Raw genomic sequence first — 15,269 nt, forward strand, 5'->3', positions numbered from 1 at the left:
TAGAAATCCAACCGGCCGCCGTGCCCCTGCCGGGGGCGGACCTCATTACGGCGGCCCGCCGAATCCATACAGCCAGGAGGTATGGAACCGGGGACCCAAAAGGCCCGACACATCGTGGCCAGGGGGTGAATCGGCGCATTTGTGCCGTAGGGCATCTTCCAAGCCCGAACCCGTCAGCTAACCCGGTAGGCATCAGTGGAAGCACCAAGGAGAAATCCTGTCTACCACCCCGTTTAACACCCGTCTGTCGCGCCTTTTCCGCCTTTCCCTCGGCGGCATCGCCCTCACCCTGACCGCCTCAGCCGGAGCGGTCACCCTGGGATCCACGGCGGCCGGGGCGATGACGGACAGCACCCCTGAGATCCTGGTCAACACCGCGGCCGGCGTCTCCGAGCAGGTCGAGAGCACGAAGAGTACCGACACCCGGGCCGTGAACAAGACCAAGGCCGACGCCAATGTGAAGACCAAGATGAGCAGGGCGGCCCTGCAGAAGACTCGGGCCCGCAAGGCCGTCTCGGCGGCCAAGAAGCAGGTCGGTGATCCGTACCGGTGGGGCGCCTCCGGTCCGGGCGCGTTCGACTGCTCAGGGCTCGTCAAATACGCCTGGCGCAAGGCGGGCGTGTCCATCCCCCGGATCACGCACAGCCAGTACCGGGCGATCAGGAAGAAGGTCTCGTGGAGCCGACTGCGCCCCGGTGACCTGATGTTCTTCAGTGGAAAGGGCCACGTCGGCATGTACGTCGGCGAGGGCAGGATGGTCCACTCGCCGAGCAGCGGCAAGACGGTCCGGATCGTGAAGCTGAAGGGGTACTACAGGTCCTCCTTCGCCGGAGCGGTCCGGCCCGGAGCCTGAGCAGGGCGCAGCGGCCCCGTCCATGTCAACAGGGACGGGGCCGCTCCGTTTCCCGGCGAAGGTCGCGAGCGCGTGGCCGCGATGCGGGGCAGCCCGGTTCCGTGCTTCCTGGTTCCGTGCTTCCTGGTTCTGTGCTTCCGGCAAGGTGCGGTGCGATACCGGTCGAGTAACATCGACTCGCTATGTCCGTCCCGAAGGGGCGCCGCGCCGTGCTCGCCGGGATGCTGGCGCTGATGAGCGTCGGCCCGTTCGCCGGGACGGGACCTCTCCTGGCCGGAGCCGGGCCGCTCCCGCGCGACTCCCGGGACCCTCGGCACCTTTCCGCCCCCCACGATCCTCCCCGCGACGTCGGAGAACTCCCCGGCGACCTTCGTGACCTGTGGCCCGGCGCCGCCGTCGTCGTCCGGAGCGAGCACTCCCTCGTGATCGGTCACGGCGTCGCGCCCGCCGTCCTGCGGGACCTGGCCGCCAGGGCCGACCGGGCCCGCCGCGCGGTCGCGGCGATCTGGGGGCCGGTCCGGGCGGTGATCCTTTTTCCCGCCACCGATGCCGAGGCCGCGGTGCTCGCCGGGGCCGGGAGCACACACGGCCTGGCCGCGCTGGCGACCGCGGATCGGGTGATCGTCCTGCCCTCCGGCTACGCGAGGCTCACCACGGCCGGAAGGGACGTGGTGATCACGCACGAGCTCGTTCACGTGGCCACCGGCGCGACCCGTGGCGGCCGGGTGCCGACGTGGCTGTCGGAGGGCTTCGCCGACTACGTGGGTTACCGCGACGCCGGGATCTCCGTACGGAAGGCCGCCGCCGAGCTGGCCGCCGAGGTACGGGCCGGAGTCCTGCCCGCCCGTCTTCCCGGTCCCGCGGACTTCGCCCCCGGTGCCCCGCGGCTCGCGCAGGCATACGAGGAGGCCTGGCTCGCCTGCCGGTTCATCGCGGAGCGCTTCGGCGAGAAGGCCCTGGTGAGGCTCTACGGTGGCGATGTCGCCGGCACGCTCGGCCTGTCGCCGGCCGAACTCACCGAGGCGTGGCGCGACTACCTCGGAAAGGAACTCGCCTGACATTCTTGTGCCCTCCCCGTGATCAGGGGGCGGGGCTCCACGCTGGAGGTGTTTGATGACGCTGAGCACGAAGGACGCGCCCTCGGATGTGCGGCCGGCGGGGTGGGCGCTGGCCGTGCTGGGGGTGGTCACGCTGGCGGTCGTGGCGTTCACCACGCCCTGGCGGGCGCTGAGCAAGCGGGCCCCGGTCGTCGTCCCCGATCCGGCACGCGACTTCACCGCCGAGCAGATCGCCAGGTCCGAGGCGTTCGACAAGCTGGTCAGCGTACCGGGTTACCTCTCCCTCGGCCTGACGCTGGTGGTGGCGGGGGTGCTGGTGGGCACCCCGCTGGGCGCGCGGCTCGTCGGCCGGCTGCGGGGACCGTGGTGGTTGCGGGCGCTGCTCGGCGTGCTGGCGCTGTCGGTGGCCGTCGCGATGCTGCGCTGGCCGCTGGGGATGTGGTCGGAGACCTATCTGCGCGACTTCGGGCTGTCCACCCAGACCTGGCCGACCTGGACCGTCGACCGGATCAAGAGCCTGGGCGTCGGCACCGCGCTGACAGCGATCATGGTTCTGGCGGTGGTCGCGCTGGCGCGGCGCTACCGGCGCTGGTGGATCCCCGCGGCGGCCGGCGCGTTCGCGCTGACAGTGGCGGCCTCCTTCGCCTACCCGGTGCTCATCGAGCCGATCTTCAACGACTTCAGGCCGATGGAGGCCGGACGGCTCCGCGACGACCTGCTCGCCATGGCCGCCAGGGACGGCGTGCCGGTCGAGAACGTGCTCGTCGCCGACGCCTCCCGGCGGACCACCGCGCTCAACGCCTATGTCTCCGGATTTGGCGCGACCCGCAGGATCGTCGTCTACGACACGCTGCTCCGGGCGCCCGCCGACGAGGTCGAGCTGGTGGTCGCGCACGAGCTTGGTCACGCCAAGGCGGGTGACGTGCTCTCCGGTACGCTCGTCGGCGGTCTGGGCGCGGCGTTCGGGGCGTGCCTGCTCTACGTGGTGACCTCGGCGGGGGCCGTGCGGCGCCGCGCGGGGATCTCCTCCGTGGGCGACCCGAGGGCGGTGGGCCTGGTCATGGGGTTGCTCAGCCTGGCCACGGTGCTGTCAGGGCCGGCCCAGAACCTGGTGAGCAGGCACATCGAGGCTCGTGCGGACGTCCACGCGCTGGACCTGACCAGGGATCCGGCGACGTTCGTCGCCATGCAGAAACGGCTGGCGGTCACCAACATTTCGGATTTATCGCCTGATCTTATGGAATACGTGCTCTATGCCTCGCATCCCACCGCGCCGCAGCGCATCGCCCTGGCGCGCTCCTGGGCCCGGCTGAACGGTCTCTCCGAGCCGTGAGGCGCACGCTGGTGGTCACGAACGACTTCCCGCCCCGTGCCGGGGGGATCCAGTCGTTCGTGTACGGTCTCATCGCCCGACGCCCGCCCGGCTCGATCGTCGTCTACGCCTCCCGGTGGCCCGGTAGCGAGGACTTCGATCTGCGGCAGCCGTACCCCGTGGTGCGGCATCCCACCTCGCTGATGCTGCCCACCCCCGCCGTCGCCCGCCGGGCGGCCGGACTGGTCACCGAGTTCGGATGCGAGACGGTGGTCTTCGGGGCGGCGGCGCCGCTCGGGCTGCTCGCGCCCAGGGTGCGCGAGGCCGGGGCCCGCCGCGTCGTCATGGTCACCCACGGCCACGAGGCGGGCTGGACGGCGCTCCCGATCGGCCGCCGGGTGCTCGCCAGGATCGGCGCGAACGCCGACGTGGTCACCTACCTGGGGGAGTACACCCGGCAGCGGCTGGCCAGGGTGATACCCGAGGGCAAGCTGGTGCGGCTCACACCCGGCGTCGACACCGAGGTGTTCGCGCCCGAGACGGGGAGAGGGCCGGTGCGCGCGGCGCTCGGACTGGGGAATCGGCCGGTGGTGGTCTGCCTGTCCAGGCTGGTGCCGCGCAAGGGCCAGGACGCGCTCCTGCGAGCCTGGCCAGGCGTGCTGCGGGACGTTCCCGACGGGATCCTCCTGATCGTCGGTGGTGGCCCGTACCGCAGGACCCTGGAGCGACTGGCCAGGCCGATGGGCGGCTCGGTCCAGATCACCGGCCCCGTGCCGGAGGCGGCGCTGCCCGGCTACCTGGCGGCGGGCGACGTGTTCGCCATGCCGTGCCGCACCCGCCTGGGCGGTCTGGACGTGGAGGGGCTCGGCATCGTCTACCTGGAGGCCTCCGCCAGCGGGCTGCCCGTGGTGGCAGGCTCCTCGGGCGGCGCCCCCGACGCCGTGCTGCACGGGCAGACCGGCCTGGTCGTCGACGGCACCCGCCCGGACGAGGTCACGGCGACCCTGGTCGACCTGCTCAAGGACCCGGCCGGAGCGCGTGCCATGGGTGAACGCGGGCGCGAGTGGGTCGCGCGCGAGTGGAGCTGGGAACTCGCCGCATCCCGCTTCGCCCGTGTTCTGGAGTCCGCGGAGACCGTCTGACCGGGCACCTCCCCTTGGATCCTCTGGCCTGTCGCGGACGGCCACCGCGGCGCGCGGCGGCTCCCTCCTCCGCTCCTCGCCGCGGCGGGATCCGCGAGGCGTGGTCTAGCCGTAGAGGGACTCGACCTGCTTGGCGAAGTCACGCATCACGATGGCGCGCTTGACCTTCAGGGTCGGGGTGAGGTGCCCGCTCTCCTCGCTGATGTCGATGTCGAGCACCGTGAACTTCTTGATCTGCTCGGCCTTGGAGACGAACTTGTTGGCGTTGTCCACGGCCTTCTGCACCTCGGCGACGATGGCCGGGTCGGAACTGAGGGCGGTGAGGTCCGCGTCCGTCCTGCCGTTGGCGGCCTTCCACTGCTCCAGGGCCTCGGCGTCGAGCGTGATGAGCGCCGCGACGAACGGCCTGTCGTCGCCGACCACCATCGCCTGGCTGATCAGCGGGTGGGCGCGGATGTGGTCCTCCATCGGGGCCGGGGCGACGTTCTTGCCCGCGGCGGTGACGATGATCTCCTTCTGGCGGCCGGTGATGCGCAGGTAGCCGTCCCCGTCCAGCTCGCCGACGTCGCCGGTGTGGAACCAGCCGTCCTTGTCGATCGCCACGGCGGTGGCCTCGTCGTTGTTCCAGTAGCCCTCGAAGACGTGGCGGCCCTTGACGAGCACCTCGCCGTGCTCGCCGATGCCGATGGTGACGCCGGGGAACGGCTTGCCGACGGTGCCGATCTTGTTGGCCCCCGGCAGGTTGACCGAGGAGGGCGCCGAGGTCTCGGTGAGGCCCCAGCCCTCAAGCACCTCGATGCCCACGCCGCGGAAGAAGTGGCCGAGCCGCTCGCCCAGGGCGGAGCCACCGGACACGGCCGCCGTCAGCCTGCCGCCGGTCGCGGCGCGCAGCTTGCCGTAGACGAGCTTGTCGAACAGGGCGTGCTTGAGCTTCAGCCCCAGTCCCGCGCCACCCGTGGACTCCGCCCTGCTCCAGGCTACGGCGGTCTCCGCCGCGGCGTGGAAGATCTTCCCCTTGCCGTCGGCGGTGGCCTTCTGCTCTGCGGCGTTGTAGACCTTCTCGAACACGCGGGGCACGCCCAGCAGGAACGTGGGCTTGAAAACCTGCAGGTCGGGGCCGACGTTCTTCATGTTGGGGGTGTGCGCGAGGATCGTGCCCGTCTCGATCAGCACGATCTCGATGATGCGGGCGAAGACGTGCGCGAGCGGCAGGAAGAGCAGCGCCGCCCTGTCGTTCACCGTGAAGAGGCGCTCCAGTGGACCCTGCGCGACGTTCCTGGCGGTGAACAGCAGGTTGTCATGGGTCAGGCGGCAGCCCTTGGGCCTGCCGGTGGTGCCCGAGGTGTAGACGATGGTGGCCAGGTCGGCGATGCCGCGGCTGGACCTGCGCTCGGCGAGCGTGTCGTCGGTGACCTCGGCGCCGAGCATGGTCAGCTCGTCCAGGGCGCCGCCCTCGATGTGCCAGACGTCCTTGAGGCCGGGCAGCTCGGCGATACCCTCGCGGACCGTCTCCTCGTGCGAGTCCAGCTCGACGAACACGGCCTTCGCGCCGCTGTCGGAGATGATCCAGGTCGACTGGTCGGCCGAGGAGGACTCGTAGATCGGTACGCCGACCGCGCCGGCGGCCCAGATCGCGTAGTCGATCACGGTCCACTCGTAGCGGGTGCGCGACATCAGCGCCACCCGGTCACCGGGTTCGACGCCGGCCGCGATCAGGCCCTTGGCCACTCCGGCGACCTGGTCGCGGAACTCACGGGCGGTGACGGCGGCCCAGTCGTCGCCGACCTTGCGGCGCAGGGCGACGGCGCCCGGCTCCTCTTCGGCACGCCGGAACACCGTGTCGGTCAGGTTGGCGGAGGTGGGGACATCCACCAGCACGGGGACGCTGTACTCGCGCACGGATCACTCCTGGAGACGCACGGATCGATGAACTGCCTGGAAGCTATCGCGATAAGTTACGCCTGAGTAAATTCGTCACCCAGGCGTTATCAAGGGCGATTTCACCGTATCAACTGCCCTCGCCTGGAGCCGCTGACCGCGCCGTCGTGTGAAGTTTGTTACTTATGCCGGTATTTGCAGGTGATTAGGATGTCCGGCATGCGGGTTCATGTCGTCAGCGACGTACACGGGAGAGCCGACGCACTGGCCCGCGCGGGAGACGGCGCCGACGCCCTGATCTGCCTGGGCGACCTGATCCTGTTCGTCGACTACGACGACCACTCCCAGGGAATCTTCGCCGAGCTCTTCGGGGCGGAGCGGGCTGCGGAGTTCATCGCGCTCAGGACCGCCAAGCGGTTCGACGAGGCGCGGGCGATGTCCTCGGCGCTGTGGGCTTCGCTGGAGGGCGGCCCGCGAGAGCACATCGAGCGCTCCGTCAGGCGGCAGTACGGTGAGATCTTCGCCGCGATGCCGACCCCCGCCTACCTCACCTACGGCAACGTGGACCTGCCGATCTACTGGCCAGAGTACGTGCGCGAGGGCCACCACGTGCTCGACGGCGAGACCGTGGAGATAGGCGGCCTGCGCTTCGGCTTCGTCGGGGGCGGGCTGCGCACCCCCTACCGGACCCCGTACGAGATCGACGAAGAGGAGTTCGACCGCAAGGTGGCGGCCGTCGGCGAGGTCGATGTGCTCTGCTGCCACATCCCTCCCGCGATCCCCGAACTGCTCTACGACGTGGTGGCCCGGCGCTTCGAGCGGGGCAGCGAGGCCACCCTGGAGGCGATCAGACGGACCCAGCCGCGCTACGCCCTCTTCGGCCACGTGCACCAGCCCCTCGCCGCCCGCACCCGGGTCGGCAGGACCGAGTGCCTCAACGTGGGGCACTTCAGAAACAGGGGCGTCCCCTTCGCGCTGGAGTGGTAGCCGCCACCGGCCCCGCCGGCGTACACGGACGATCGTGAAGCAGTACGGTTGGCCCATGGCTGATCGCACCACCTCCAGCATCACGATCGGCGCGGACCGGTCGACCGTCATGACGGTCATCGCCGACTTCCCCTCCTACCCGCAGTGGGCGGGTCAGGTGAAATCCGCGCGGATCCTCTCCACCGGGGAGGACGGCCGGCCGGCCACGGTCGGATTCGTCCTCGACGCGGGCGTGATCAGCGACGAGTACACCCTCCGTTACACCTGGAACGGAGACGAGTCCGTCGACTGGAACATCGCCGAGGCGGGGAAGATGGTCTCCAGGCTCACCGGGAGTTACCGTCTCACCGACGTGGGCGGTGGCACCGAGGTGACGTACGAGCTCGCCGTCGACCTCAAGGTGCCGATGATCGGCATGATCAAGCGGAAGGCGGAGAAGGTCATCGTCGACACCGCCCTGAAGGGGCTGAAGAAGCGCGTCGAGACCCCATGAGGGAGCGGGGCGTGATCACGGAGCCGTCCCCAGGGAGGATGACGTGAGCCGGGTCCTGCTCTTCACCGGCAAGGGCGGTGTCGGCAAGACGACCGCAGCCGCGGCCACCGCCACCCTCGCCGCCCGGTCCGGCCTTAAAACCCTGGTGGTCTCCACGGACACCGCCCACTCGCTGGCCGACGCCCTCGGCGTGCACGCGGGGGAGGGGCCCACCGAGATCGCGCCAGGCCTCTCCCTGCAGCAGGTCGACACTCAACGGGCGCTGGAGCGCCAGTGGGGCGAGCTGCGCGACTATGCCAAGGGCGTCTTCGCTGAGCTCGGCCTCGACGAGGTGACCGCCGAGGAGATCACGGTGCTGCCCGGCGCCGAGGAGGTCGTCGCGCTGCTGGAGCTACGTGAGCAGGCGCGCGCCGGGCTGTGGGACGTCATCGTCATCGACTGCGCCCCGACCGCCGAGACGCTCAGGCTGCTGGCCCTGCCCGAGGCCCTCGACTGGCACGTGAACCGGCTGCTGCCCGTCGGCAGGCGGCTGCTGCGCACCCTCTCCCCGCTGATCCGCCGCCTGGCGCAGGTCAGCGTGCCGGAAGACCACGTGGTGGGTGCTGGGGAACGGCTCCACCGGGGGCTGATGGAGGTGCGCGAGCTGCTCACCGGGCCTGGCGCGAGCGTCCGGCTGGTACTCACCCCCGAGGCCGTCGTGCTGGCCGAGGCCCGTCGCACGCTCACCTCCCTCAGCCTGTACGGCTACCGCGTCGACGCGGTGATCGCCAACCGGGTCTTCCCCGCCGAGGGGGCCGACCCGTGGCGGCAGAGGTGGGTGCGGGCCCAGGCCCTGCACCTGGCCGAGGTCGAGGAGTCCTTCGCGCCGCTGCCCGTGCACACCGTGCCCTACCTTGAGGCCGAGCCCGTCGGCCTCGACGCTCTCGCCGGGGTCGCCGAGGCCATGTACGGCGAGGGCGACCCCTTCGCCCCGCCCTCCGTCGACCCGCCGCTGCGGATCACCGCCGCGGGGGAGCTGATCCTGGCCCTGCCGCTCGCGGACAAGAACGAGGTGGATCTGGCGCGCAAGGGCGACGAGCTGATCGTCAATGCCGGTTCCTACCGCCGGGTCCTGGCCCTGCCTGCCGCTCTGGCCCGCCGGCCGGTGCGGGAGGCCGCGCTCCGAGATGGGTTTCTCCGGGTACGGTTCGAAGCGGGAGGGCCTGATGACTGATAACACGAATGATGCAGAGAAGACCCCGAAGCCGCGTACGCCCAGAAAGCCGGGCAAGACCGCCGATGCCGTGACACCGAAGGTCGCCGCCGAGGCCGCTGGTGCTGCCGACGCCAAAGGCGCCGAGAAGGCCCGGAGGAGCCGACGCGCGAAGCCGGCCGAGGAAGCCTCGAAACCCGGGCGTGCCCGGCGTACCGGATCGGCCGAGTCCACCGGGCCGGTCGAGTCCGTTAAGTCGGCCAAGGCGAAGGGCGAGCCCGTCGAGTCGGCCGAATCCGTTAAGTCGGTCGAGACGAAGAGTGAGCCCGTCGAGCGGGTCGAGTCCGTTAAGTCGGCCAAGGCGAAGGGCGAGCCCGTCGAGGTTGTGGCCGAGGCTCCGGATTCCGGGCGGCCCCCGTCCTCGGAGCAGGCAGAGCGCGATGCGCGCGCCGCGTGGTTCGAGCGCGCCGAGCGGGTCCGGCGCGAGGAGCGGACCGGCTGGACCCCGTGGGCCCGGCCCGGCGAGCGCGAGGAGCGCGCCGGGCGAGACGAGCGGGTGCGGGAAGAGCGGGTGCGGGAAGAGCGGGCCGAGGGCGGTAAGGACCCGCTGGGCACCGCCGCCGAGGAGGCGTTCAAACTTTTCGACACGCTGCAGCAGAAGGCGACCAGGGAACTGCGCAAGAATCTGATCAAGGGCACGATGACCGGTTTCGGCAGCGCGTTCTCCGGTGGCGGTCGGGGAAGAGAGCGGGACGTGTGGGAGGAGGCGGTCTCCGAGCACGAGGAGTACATCTGCCGGGCCTGCCCCGTCTGCCGTGCGATGGCCGCGCAGCGTGAGTCGGGAACCGCCGTCACCGACCACCTCATGCAGGCCGGCACCGAACTGTTCGCCGCCTTCAAGTCGGCGGTCGACGGGCTCGGTAAGTCCGCGCCCGGTCAGCGGACACGGGAGCGCGAGCGCAAGGACACCCCCGTGGAGCACATCGACCTGGGATGAGCCCAGGCGGAGAGGAAGAAACGGACAATGGCGCTGACCATCGGCGTGGACATCGGCGGTACCAAGGTCGCGGCGGGAGTCGTCGACGAGGACGGCCAGATCGTCACGCACCTGCTGCGGCCCACCCCGGCCGGGAACCCTGAGCAGGTCGCCCACACCATCGGTGACGTGATCCTGGAGCTCGCCAGGGATCGCGAGATCGAGGCCGTCGGTCTCGGCGCCGCCGGGTTCGTCGACGAGACCCGGTCCATTGTCCGGTTCGCTCCCAACCTCGCCTGGCGCGAGGAGCCCCTGCGGAAGAAGGTCTCCGACCTGGTCGGCCTGCCCGTCGTGGTGGAGAACGACGCCAACGCGATGGCGTGGGGCGAGGCCAGGTTCGGTGCCGGTCGCGGGGAGAGCCATCTGGTGTGCGTGACCGTCGGCACCGGCATCGGCGGCGGCATCGTGTTCGACGGCTCCCTCTACCGGGGACGCTGGGGGATGGGCGCCGAGTTCGGCCACATGCAGGCGGTCCCCGGGGGGCGCCGGTGCGGGTGCGGCAACCTCGGCTGCTGGGAGCAGTACGCCAGCGGCAACGCCCTGGTCAAGGATGCCAGGGAGATCGCCGAGGCCGAGCCGGACAGGGCCGTCAGGCTCCTGAAGATCGCCGGTGGTACGCCGGACCAGATCGAGGGCCACGAGATCACCGAGGCCGCCAGGCAGGGGGACCCGGCCGCGCTGGCCGCGTTCTCCTCGATGGCCCGCTGGATCGGTCAGGGCCTGGCCGATCTCGCCGCCGTCCTCGACCCCGGCTGCTTCGTTCTCGGCGGCGGTGTCTCGCGCGCCGCGGATCTGTGGATCGACGAGACCCGAGAGTTCTTCGCCACGCACCTGAGCGGCCGGGGGCACCGCCCGCCGGCCGACATCCGGCTGGCCGAACTCGGTGCCTCGGCGGGCCTGGTGGGCGCCGCGGATCTCGCCCGCAGGCGCTGACCGGAACCTCGGGCAGGCGCCGGGCCCGCACCGCCGCACGCATGCCGACGGCCCGTATACCGATTAGGGGTGGATAGCTGGCATGTCCGGCGGCGCGCGGTTACCCTCGCGTCACGCGTCGCGAAGTGAGGCAGCCGTGGTGCTCAGGATCGCCAGCTACAACGTGCGTTCCATGCGGGACGACATCCCGGCGCTGGGGCGGGTGGTCGCCGCGCTCCGCGCCGACGTGCTCTGCGTGCAGGAGGCGCCCCGGTTCCTCTGCTGGCGCCGCAGGCGCCGACGGCTGGCCGCCTTCGGGAGACTGGCCGTGGCGGCCGGCCCCCGCAGGGGCGGTGTCGCGGTGCTGACCGGCCCCGGCGTGCGGCTGCTGCACGGGGAGGGGCACCTGCTTGAGTCCTTCTTTCCCCTGGAGCGGCGCGCCGTCGCGATCGCCGTGGTGGAGGCGGAGGGGCGGCGGTTCGCCGTCGGCTCCATCCACCTGGACCTCGACGAGACCGCCAGGCGCCGTCACGCGGGCGAGGCGGTGAGGCTCCTGGGAGAGGCGGCCGACCGGTTCGGCGCGCTGCCGGTGCTGGCCGGAGACATCAACGAGCAGTCCGGGCAGCCGAGCTGGCAGCACCTCGCCGAGAGACTGACCGACTGCTACCCGGTCTCACCGCGCGGTGACGGCTTCACCTTCCCGGCCAGGGGTCCGCACAAGCGGATTGACGCGATCTTCGCGGTGGCCGGTCTCTCCGTGGTCTCCTGTGGCGGTGCCGAGGCCGACCCGGCGGACCTGGTGGCCGCCACCGACCACCTGCCGGTGGTCGCCGAGCTGGATCATCCGCGCCCCGGCGGCGGCGACCGTCCGGACCCCACTTCGGTAGAGGCCGGTTCCGGGAGCTGAGAAAACCGGTGGGATCAGGGTTTTCGTGACGAGCGGTAGGGCGTCTTTCCGGATCGCACCTATTAACTGGGGAGACCTGGACACGGGGAGGGGAGGAGCCCCGTACCATTTGAAACATGACCCGTCGCCTTCCGCGGCGTGCGCTGGCTCTCTGCGCGGGAGGCCTGCTCCTGCTGTCCTCGCACACATTTCCAGCACACGCCGATCCCGTCAGCCCGCCCGTGGCCGAGGCCTGGCAGGCTCCGGTCAGCGCGGGCCTGAGCAGTGACGGATCGCTCTCCGACGTGGTGGGCGTCTCGGCCGCGAGCGTGTGGGCGGTGGGCCAGCAGAGCGTCTGGGACGTCTGGCAGAGCCGCGGCGCGATCATCCACTGGGACGGTTCCTCCTGGAACGAGGTCGGCATCCGCAACGACCCGACAGGTGCGGGGCCCCTGCGTTCCGTCGCGGCGGCCTCGGCGTCGGAGCTGTGGGCCGTCGGTGAGGGGCACGATGGCCTCCCCTATCTGGCGAAGGGGGACGGGGCGTCCTTCGACAGGGTCGTTGTCGACAAACTGCACGCGGGCGACTGGCTGGGCGGGGTGGCGGCCGTCCCCGGCCGGATGGTCGCCGTCGGCCGCCGTGACAAGTCGCCCCTGATCGTGACCGGCACCGGTTCGAAGTGGAAGCTCACCCGGTTTTCCGGCAGGGGAATGCTGTACGGCGTGGCGTTGTCGGGCAAGAGCGACGGGTGGGCGGTGGGCGACGCCGCCGGCAGGCCGTTGATCATGAGGCAGTCCGGCGGGCGCTGGAAGCTTTTCAAGACCCCCGAGATTCCCGGCGGCTATCTGCGCGACGTCTACCTCGACGGGCCGAAGCGGGCACTCGCCGTCGGCGGTCTCTACCGGGAGGCCGGCGAGACCGTCCCGTTGATCCTGTCGTGGAACGGCAAGAAGTGGTCCCGGGTGTCCCTGCCCGCAGGTGACATCCGCCTGTACGGGGTGACCGGCGATCGCAAGGGGCACTTCTGGATCTCCGGGGTCGATCTGGACCGGCCTGGCGAGGCATTCCTGCTCCGCTACGACGGGCACAAGGTCAGGGCGTTGCGCGGTCCCGAGGCCACCGACTCCCGGACGGTGAGGCTCCAATCCGTGACCTATCTGCCGGGCACCGGCACCGTGTGGTCGGTCGGCCACGTGGTCGACGCCTCCGGCAAGTACACGGACGTGATCGAGCGCTTCGGCACCCCGGCGCGCGCCAAGTCGTAGGCGTCAAGTCGTAGGCCGAGCCCAGGGCTCAGATGACCGCGCCGTCGTCCCAGCCGGAGTCGTTGGGCGGACCGTCGCCCATGCGGACCACCAGCGCCACGAAACCGCCGATGAACGCGGCGACCGCGGTGAACAGCATCCAGCCCTGCAGGTTCCAGCTGAGCGCGGCGCTGAGCAGCAGGTAGGCGGGCCCGCCGAACAGGGCCAGCCATGCGATCTTGGTGGTGGCGTCGGTCTTGGGCAGCGGGGGTGGCGGCGGAGGCACGTAGTGCCCCTCCTCTTCCTCGCCGTCGCCCCGTTCGGTGTCGGAGTCGTCGGCCGGGTCGTCCTCCCGCAGGAGGTCTTCCTCGTCCGACTGCTTGATCACCCGTCGCGGAGGTTCGGCCGGGAGGTTCTCGCTGTCCGGCCACGGCTGATGTGCCAAGTCATGCTCGGCGGGATCGTTGAAGGACGCGACGATCTGACGCCAGACCTCGTCCTCGTCACTTTGAGGTGTCACTTAGCTGGGCCCATTGTTCATCGGCCGATCACTTTCTCCCGGAGACCGCGCATCCTCCGCTCGGGATCAGTCTCTCTGCAAGGGTACAGACGCGTTCGTCTTGACGAACTCCAGGCTCCCCGCAAAGATCCGATCCGCATCGTTGTCAAGAGTCGCGACGTGGTAGCTGTCGGCGAGCTCCACCACATTCAGATTCCCCCCGGTCACCTTCTCACGCAGAATACGCACACTCGCCGGTTTCACAACATGATCCTGCGGACTATGGAAAACCAAGACAGGTTGGGTGACCTTGCCCAGTTCCGACTGGGTCAGAGACCAGAGCCGGGGGAGGGTGGCCGCGGCCTTGATCGGCGTGCGCGAGTAACCGAGCTCGGTCGCCCCCTCCTTCTTGATGTCTCCCGCCACGCCGGGCACCGACGCGATCACGAGCCTGATCAGGGGTGCCAGCCTGAGCAGCGGCACGTCGTTGGTCACCGACGGGTTGACGATCACCAGCCCCCTGATCCCGTCGCCGTGCACCTCGGCCAGCCGCAGTGCCATGCAGCCGCCGAGCGACAGGCCCATGACGAAGACCTCGGCGCAGCTGCCGCGCAGGTCCGCCAGGGACTTGTCCAGCTCGGCGTACCAGTCCTCCCAGCGGGTGTGGTTCATCTCCTGCCAGGTGGTGCCGTGGCCGGGCAGCCGCGGTAGCGACACGGTCATGCCCGCCGCCGCCAGGTATTCGCCCCACGGGCGCAGGGACTGCGGCGATCCGGTGAATCCATGACAGAGCAGGACGCCGATCTGTCCTCCCGCATGGTGGTACGCCTCCGCACCGGGCATGACTGGCATCGCGGCTCCTTGTAAGGTTCGCCCGATCGTCGCACGACTGGGGCGTGTTTTGCGAGAGGTCGATTTGGGTGGTTCGGCGGGGTAGGTGACTGAGGCCGGAAGTGGGAGGATAACTCCAGGTCCTCGCCTGTCAACTGAAGGAGCATGGAGTGTTCTACTGGGTGGTGAAGGCGATCCTCGGACCCCTGCTCCACGTGATTTTCCGCCCGTGGGTGGAGGGCGTGGACAACGTACCGAGGCAGGGACCGGTGATTCTGGCCGGAAACCACCTGTCGTTCGCCGACCACTTCTTCGGCGCGCTCTTCCTGCGGCGCAAGGTGATCTCTCTCGGCAAGTCCGACTACTTCACCGGCCGCGGCCTCAAGGGCATGGTGAGCAGGGCCTTCTTCAGCGGTGTCGGCACCGTCCCCATCGACCGCTCAGGGGGCAAGGCCAGCGAGGCGGCGCTCCGTACCGGCAAACGCATCCTCAACGAGGGCCATGTGCTCGCCATCTACCCCGAGGGCACCCGCTCCCACGACGGCCGTCTCTACAAGGGCAAGACCGGGGTGGCCCGGCTGGCGCTGGAGTCGCGCGTGCCGGTCATCCCGTGGGCGATGGTCAACACCTTTGAGATGATGCCTCCCGGCCGCGTCCTGCCCAAGCTGGGCATCCGCCCGGGCGTGAAGTTCGGCAAGCCGCTGGACTTCACCCGCTACTACGGGATGGAGGAGGACCGACTCGTCCTGCGCGCCGTCACCGACGAGATCATGTACGCGCTGATGGAGCTCTCGGGTCAGGAGTACGTCGACAGGTACGCCGCGAGCGCCAAGGCCGAGGCCGCCCGCGCAGCCAAGGAGGCCACCGCTCAGGCGCGCAAGCGCCCCTGAGCGAGGTGTCCCCTCCGGACGGCCCGGGCCTTCGGAGGGGCGGCCGGAAGGCGAAG

15 protein-coding genes and 1 riboswitch are annotated in these 15,269 nt (G+C 70.3%); of the genes, 12 read left to right on the plus strand and 3 right to left on the minus strand.

Features of this window, described 5'->3' with window-relative positions; genetic code table 11:
• The first annotated feature begins 46 nt into the window (after positions 1 to 46).
• Positions 47 to 207, plus strand: a riboswitch (cyclic di-AMP (ydaO/yuaA leader).
• A gap of 133 nt (positions 208 to 340) precedes the next feature.
• The 4 genes from OG884_RS29115 (at position 341) to OG884_RS29130 (ending at position 4,365) form a co-directional block, all read left to right on the plus strand.
• Positions 341 to 853, plus strand: coding sequence for a C40 family peptidase (locus OG884_RS29115; protein ID WP_326638125.1), 513 nt, complete (start codon positions 341 to 343; stop codon positions 851 to 853).
• 182 nt (positions 854 to 1,035) lie between these two features.
• Entirely contained in the window at positions 1,036 to 1,911 is an 876-nt protein-coding gene (locus OG884_RS29120; protein WP_326638127.1) for a hypothetical protein, read from the plus strand.
• A 55-nt stretch (positions 1,912 to 1,966) separates the two neighbouring features.
• A complete protein-coding gene (locus OG884_RS29125) occupies positions 1,967 to 3,244 on the plus strand; it encodes a M48 family metallopeptidase (RefSeq protein WP_326638129.1) in 1,278 nt (425 codons plus the stop codon).
• Positions 3,241 to 4,365: a glycosyltransferase family 4 protein gene (locus tag OG884_RS29130; protein ID WP_326638131.1), complete on the plus strand. Its 1,125-nt coding sequence runs from the start codon at positions 3,241 to 3,243 to the stop codon at positions 4,363 to 4,365. The genes OG884_RS29125 and OG884_RS29130 overlap by 4 nt, the downstream gene beginning before the upstream one ends.
• Before the next feature lie 105 nt (positions 4,366 to 4,470).
• On the opposite strand, the gene OG884_RS29135 is transcribed toward OG884_RS29130, so the two are convergent.
• Positions 4,471 to 6,264: an AMP-dependent synthetase/ligase gene (locus tag OG884_RS29135; RefSeq protein WP_326638132.1), complete on the minus strand. Its 1,794-nt coding sequence runs from the start codon at positions 6,262 to 6,264 to the stop codon at positions 4,471 to 4,473.
• 198 nt (positions 6,265 to 6,462) lie between these two features.
• On the opposite strand from OG884_RS29135, the gene OG884_RS29140 reads away from it, so the two are divergent.
• From OG884_RS29140 to OG884_RS29170, 7 genes are all read left to right on the plus strand, one after another.
• Positions 6,463 to 7,230 carry a metallophosphoesterase family protein gene (locus OG884_RS29140; protein WP_326638133.1) on the plus strand — a complete coding sequence of 256 codons (768 nt, stop codon included), beginning with the start codon at positions 6,463 to 6,465 and terminating at the stop codon, positions 7,228 to 7,230.
• Between the two features lie 55 nt (positions 7,231 to 7,285).
• A complete protein-coding gene (locus tag OG884_RS29145) occupies positions 7,286 to 7,723 on the plus strand; it encodes an SRPBCC family protein (protein WP_326638134.1) in 438 nt (145 codons plus the stop codon).
• A gap of 43 nt (positions 7,724 to 7,766) precedes the next feature.
• Positions 7,767 to 8,936 (plus strand): ArsA family ATPase, encoded by a 1,170-nt coding sequence (locus tag OG884_RS29150; protein ID WP_326638135.1) that lies wholly within the window; start codon positions 7,767 to 7,769, stop codon positions 8,934 to 8,936.
• Entirely contained in the window at positions 8,929 to 9,912 is a 984-nt protein-coding gene (locus OG884_RS29155) for a hypothetical protein (RefSeq protein WP_326638137.1), read from the plus strand. The genes OG884_RS29150 and OG884_RS29155 overlap by 8 nt, the downstream gene beginning before the upstream one ends.
• A 27-nt stretch (positions 9,913 to 9,939) precedes the next feature.
• Positions 9,940 to 10,884 (plus strand): ROK family glucokinase, encoded by a 945-nt coding sequence (locus OG884_RS29160; protein WP_326638139.1) that lies wholly within the window; start codon positions 9,940 to 9,942, stop codon positions 10,882 to 10,884.
• Positions 10,885 to 11,020: 136 nt separating this feature from the next.
• Positions 11,021 to 11,770: an endonuclease/exonuclease/phosphatase family protein gene (locus OG884_RS29165; protein ID WP_326638141.1), complete on the plus strand. Its 750-nt coding sequence runs from the start codon at positions 11,021 to 11,023 to the stop codon at positions 11,768 to 11,770.
• Between the two features lie 116 nt (positions 11,771 to 11,886).
• Positions 11,887 to 13,014, plus strand: coding sequence for a hypothetical protein (locus tag OG884_RS29170; RefSeq protein WP_326638142.1), 1,128 nt, complete (start codon positions 11,887 to 11,889; stop codon positions 13,012 to 13,014).
• Positions 13,015 to 13,042: 28 nt separating this feature from the next.
• Here the strand turns inward: OG884_RS29170 and OG884_RS29175 are convergent, their stop codons facing one another.
• Entirely contained in the window at positions 13,043 to 13,513 is a 471-nt protein-coding gene (locus OG884_RS29175; RefSeq protein WP_326638144.1) for a hypothetical protein, read from the minus strand.
• A 66-nt stretch (positions 13,514 to 13,579) separates the two neighbouring features.
• On the minus strand, positions 13,580 to 14,344 hold the full coding sequence (locus OG884_RS29180) for an alpha/beta hydrolase (RefSeq protein WP_326638145.1): 765 nt from the start codon (positions 14,342 to 14,344) through the stop codon (positions 13,580 to 13,582).
• Positions 14,345 to 14,493: 149 nt separating this feature from the next.
• Here OG884_RS29180 and OG884_RS29185 point away from each other — a divergent pair, with 149 nt between their 5' ends.
• Positions 14,494 to 15,213, plus strand: a complete 720-nt coding sequence (locus OG884_RS29185) for a lysophospholipid acyltransferase family protein (RefSeq protein ID WP_326638147.1) — start codon at positions 14,494 to 14,496, stop codon at positions 15,211 to 15,213.
• Positions 15,214 to 15,269: the final 56 nt, after the last annotated feature.

It is taken from the genome of Streptosporangium sp. NBC_01755 (assembly GCF_035917995.1).
GTDB lineage: Bacteria > Actinomycetota > Actinomycetes > Streptosporangiales > Streptosporangiaceae > Streptosporangium.